The 3,798-nt window shown below is 66.6% G+C and carries 8 protein-coding genes; 4 read left to right on the forward strand and 4 right to left on the reverse strand.

The window, feature by feature from the left end; all coding sequences use genetic code 11:
- Positions 1 to 100: 100 nt before the first annotated feature.
- Both KY469_22595 and msrB read left to right on the forward strand, forming a co-directional pair.
- On the forward strand, positions 101 to 601 hold the full coding sequence (locus KY469_22595) for a hypothetical protein (protein MBW3665883.1): 501 nt from the start codon (positions 101 to 103) through the stop codon (positions 599 to 601).
- 31 nt (positions 602 to 632) lie between these two features.
- On the forward strand, positions 633 to 1,037 hold the full coding sequence (gene msrB / locus KY469_22600) for a peptide-methionine (R)-S-oxide reductase MsrB (protein ID MBW3665884.1): 405 nt from the start codon (positions 633 to 635) through the stop codon (positions 1,035 to 1,037).
- A gap of 3 nt (positions 1,038 to 1,040) precedes the next feature.
- On the opposite strand, the gene KY469_22605 is transcribed toward msrB, so the two are convergent.
- Positions 1,041 to 1,445: a hypothetical protein gene (locus KY469_22605; protein MBW3665885.1), complete on the reverse strand. Its 405-nt coding sequence runs from the start codon at positions 1,443 to 1,445 to the stop codon at positions 1,041 to 1,043.
- A gap of 89 nt (positions 1,446 to 1,534) precedes the next feature.
- Here KY469_22605 and KY469_22610 point away from each other — a divergent pair, with 89 nt between their 5' ends.
- Complete coding sequence (locus tag KY469_22610; GenBank protein MBW3665886.1) at positions 1,535 to 1,750, forward strand: amphi-Trp domain-containing protein; 216 nt, start codon at positions 1,535 to 1,537, stop codon at positions 1,748 to 1,750.
- Entirely contained in the window at positions 1,747 to 2,136 is a 390-nt protein-coding gene (locus tag KY469_22615; GenBank protein MBW3665887.1) for a nuclear transport factor 2 family protein, read from the forward strand. Before KY469_22610 ends, KY469_22615 begins: the two co-directional genes overlap by 4 nt.
- A gap of 17 nt (positions 2,137 to 2,153) precedes the next feature.
- Here KY469_22615 and KY469_22620 read toward each other — a convergent pair whose 3' ends face one another.
- The 3 genes from KY469_22620 to KY469_22630 form a co-directional block, all read right to left on the reverse strand.
- Positions 2,154 to 2,516 carry a hypothetical protein gene (locus KY469_22620; GenBank protein ID MBW3665888.1) on the reverse strand — a complete coding sequence of 121 codons (363 nt, stop codon included), beginning with the start codon at positions 2,514 to 2,516 and terminating at the stop codon, positions 2,154 to 2,156.
- A gap of 230 nt (positions 2,517 to 2,746) precedes the next feature.
- Positions 2,747 to 2,893 carry a glycoside hydrolase family 6 protein gene (locus tag KY469_22625; protein MBW3665889.1) on the reverse strand — a complete coding sequence of 49 codons (147 nt, stop codon included), beginning with the start codon at positions 2,891 to 2,893 and terminating at the stop codon, positions 2,747 to 2,749.
- A 283-nt stretch (positions 2,894 to 3,176) separates the two neighbouring features.
- Positions 3,177 to 3,701: a DUF2231 domain-containing protein gene (locus tag KY469_22630; GenBank protein MBW3665890.1), complete on the reverse strand. Its 525-nt coding sequence runs from the start codon at positions 3,699 to 3,701 to the stop codon at positions 3,177 to 3,179.
- Positions 3,702 to 3,798 lie beyond the last annotated feature (97 nt).

The following is a 3,798-nucleotide window of genomic DNA, read 5'->3' on the forward strand; positions in this document are numbered from 1 at the left end:
CCCGACGATCACGTCCTGCATCGCTGGCTCCGTATCCGTGCCCGGGTCCGCACACCATGGGGGCCGGACCGGCACGTCACGAACGTGGGGGGTGACAACCGTGCGTTCCCCCCAAGGCTGTGGAGCGGTGCACCACGTCGGTGGGGCGTCGTCGGGTCACTTCGTGAAACTGGTGCACAACGCGATCGAGTTCGGCATGCTCCAGGCGATCGGTGAGGGCGTGGAGCTGCTGGTCCGCTCCGAGCACGAGCTGGATCTGGCAGCCCTGTTCGAGCACTGGAACAACGGGACCGTGATACGGAGCTGGCTCGTGCAACTGATGGCCAACTCGCTGCGTGAGGGAGGCGTGGGACCCGAGGCGGACGTGCCCGCCGGTCTCGATGCGTTGTCGACCTACGTCGAGGACACGGGGGAGGTCAAGTGGGTGCTCGAGTGGGCCATGCGGCGGGACGTACCCACCCCCGCGGTCGCGAGCGCTCAGCAGATGTTGATGGCCTACCGCGACGTCGACTCGCCCGCCGCCAAGGCCGTTGCGCTCATGCGCAACCAGTTCGGCGGCCACCCCCTGCACCGCGCGGAGGAACAACCTCCGCGGAACTGACGTTGCAGCCACGACACGACGAGGAGCGACCATGCCGGAGCAACAGATCCAGCTCAGCGAGGAAGAGTGGCGCGACCGTCTCGACCCGGAGCAGTACGAGGTGCTGCGTGAGGGCGGGACGGAGCGTGCCTTCAGTGGGGCGCTCTGGGACGAGAAGACGCCCGGCACCTACCGCTGCGCGGGTTGCGGCGCCGAGCTCTTCGAGTCCGACACCAAGTTCGAGTCCGGTTCCGGCTGGCCGAGCTTCTGGGAGGCGATCGACCCCGACGCGGTGACCCTCCACGAGGATCACCGCCACGGCATGGTGCGCACCGAGGTCCGCTGCGCGCGGTGCGACGGACACCTGGGTCACGTCTTCGACGACGGTCCGCGGGACCAGACCGGCAAGCGCTACTGCATCAACTCCTGTGCCCTGGAGCTCGACGCCGAGGAGTAGCGCTCAGCCTCCGAGGCCCTCGTGGACCTCGTCGAGGCCGAGCTGCAGCTGCCGGTGTGCGGGCTCGGGTGGCTGGATCCGTCCGACCTCCTCGCCGGTCAGCGCCTTCCACCACCAGCGCATGCCGCGGGGGGCGTTGCGCGCTCCGAGCTGCTCGAAGGGTTCGTCGGTGCGCCCGAGGAAGGTGATCTCGGCGATCACCTTGCCGACGATCTGGCGGACGTGGTCGTCGCGTTGGTAGTCGTGCTTCAACAGCGCCATCACGTCGGCCTTGGTATCGGACCTGCGGTACCGAGGTGCCGTCCGGTGCGGTCCGGTCGCCAGACGCTTGCGTGATTCGCGCCACAGCAGTTTCTGGCGTGAGAACCAGTCCCAGGCGTAGGCGGGGGGTCTCGAGGCGCGGTCCACGGTGCACAGGATAGGAGTTCCCGAGCAGCGACCCCCTGCAACACTGGTACGGGCACCATCCAGCAACAACCGACCCAGGAGGAGGCGCCGTGGAGTTCGAGCACGCGACCGAGGAGCGCTTGGGACGAGAGGCCGCGGCGGATCGTCTCCGCGCGCTCGCAGACGACCTCGCCCGACAGAACGAGATCTCGTTCGTGCGTGACGGCAAACGGTTCACCGTCGCGGTCCCGGACGAGGTGACCTTCGAGATCGAGATCGAGATGGGCGGAGAGGGTGCCGAGCTCGAGATCGAGCTGCGCTGGTGACGGGCCGCGTTCCCGCCGACGCCTACATCATCGAGCTGGAGCACGAGCTGATCCGGGCGGTCCAAGCTCGTGACATGGGTGCGCTCGAACGTCTCCTGGGGGATGGGTTCACCCTCACCACAGGCCGACCTGGGAAGGAGGTGCGGTCGCGCGACGAGTGGATGCGCGTGACCGAGCACCGGTACGAGATCGACCACTACGAGTTCGAGGAGCTGACGGTGCAGGCCTTCGAGGGCTGCGCGATAGTGCGCAGCAGGTACCGACAGCAGGCACGCATGGGTGATCTCGCGCGCAACACCGTGTTCCGGATGACGGACGTCTGGGTGCGGATGTCCGACGGGTGGAAGCTGCAGGCCCGGCACGCCCAACCCGTGGAAGGGGACTGAGGGTCCAGGGTGCCGTGTCATCGTCGAAGCGGTCCCATGCGAACTCGACGCAGAGCAGCAGACCGTCCGACACAAGCGACCGCACGATCTTGGCGATGACGAGATCGACATCGTCGATGTGGTGCAGCGGTAACACCGCGAGCACCGCATCGAACAGACTGTCGGGTTCGAACTCCTCGAGCCGCGAGCGTGTCAACAGCGGATCGCCATCGGGTGCCTGAGGAATCGACTCCATGGGTGTCGTAGTCACGGCCGTCGAGCGCTCGGACCAGCCATCCGTTGCCGCAGCCGACGTCCAGGACGCGACACGGCGGAGACGGAAGAGCCTCGAGGACGAACGCGACGACATCGTGCTGCCACTCGTCCCACTCGCTATCCAAGGCGGCTCCCTCCTCCGGCAGAGAGCCTTACATATCACCGACAGGCTTCGGTCTACTGCGTCGGCGCGGTCAGGTTGTCGCTGCGGGCTATGGACTGGGTCTGATCCCTCGGCCGGCTCAGCTGGTTTCCGCGTCCTCTACGCCGAACATCTTCAGGAACAGCTGCTCAGCCAGGCGTGCGCCCTCGTCAGCGAGAACGACAGACTTGGCCTTGGACTTCGGGTCACCCGTCAGGCTGTCACGAACTCCTCGACCAGCTGTGCGACGGTGTCGGGGTGACCGAGCCAGAGTCCGTGTCCGGCATCGAGCAGTTCGAGTCGCGAGTCTGGGATGGCCGTGCCGAAGGAGAAGGGCAGAGGGTCCAGATGCGTGCCCACGGAGGCGGACCGTGCGCTCAAGCTCGTCCTCAACGCCCTCGCCATGTGGATGGAGGTGCGTCCCCTCCACACCGAACCGGGAGTTGTCCTGTGGTCATGGGCCACCGTCGACCTGGAACCTCCGACCTCAGACGGGACACAAGATCGAGGAGATCAAGGGCAGCCCGCAACAAGTCGCCGACTTCGTCTACGACCTGAGCCCGGGCAACACGACCAGCTGACTGCGGGGATCTTCGTCGGGTTCCATGTCCGTCATCTCAGCGAACGGCTCGGAGGTGGCCAGCTACGAGGGCAGGTTGGCGCCGTGTTCAGGGGCCCTGGGACGGAGCGCCTGGTCCAAGGAGGCGTTGGGTTCGTTCAGGACGCGGATGCCGTGGACGTAGGCAAGTGCGCCGCCCACCCAGCCGCCAGCTGTCAGAACGGCGAAAGCAACGACCGTCGTCACCGCCGCGCTCGTGGGTACGTCGCCGTCCACGTACCCGGGGTACAACAACACGGCAGCGACGAGGAACAGCACGGTCGCCGACACCATGATGCCGAGGTGTAGCCAAGCCGTTCGTCGTGCTCCCACGTCGCGTGGGATGTGCAAGAGATCGACCAGACCGGTGACCGCTGTGGGCAACGCGAGGACCAATCCGACCGTAGTGGCCACGAACCCGGTCCCGACCATGAGTGACTCGGACCATCCCAGCCAGCCGGCGACCACAGCGAACGTCGCGACCGTGTACGCCCCGATCGAGGCGTCAGTGAGTGGTGGATGCAGCGGGTGGCCCCGGAAACCGTGCAGGATGATCTCGGACGGTCTCATCTCAAGCCTCCGTCGCAGCCGCTCGTAGAAGTCTAGTCGCCCGTTCTGCAGGGCCTCGATGTGTTGTTCTTGTCAGCGACTTGCACCGGATCACCCC

Source organism: Actinomycetota bacterium (genome assembly GCA_019347575.1).
Classification (GTDB): Bacteria; Actinomycetota; Nitriliruptoria; order Nitriliruptorales; family Nitriliruptoraceae; genus JAHWKY01.

What these genes read in the sequence shown, in the direction of transcription:
- KY469_22630 (MBW3665890.1), bottom strand. Translation starts at nt 3,701, where the DNA reads ATGAGACCGTCCGAGATCATCCTGCACGGTTTCCGGGGCCACCCGCTG.
- msrB (MBW3665884.1), top strand. Translation starts at nt 633, where the DNA reads ATGCCGGAGCAACAGATCCAGCTCAGCGAGGAAGAGTGGCGCGACCGT.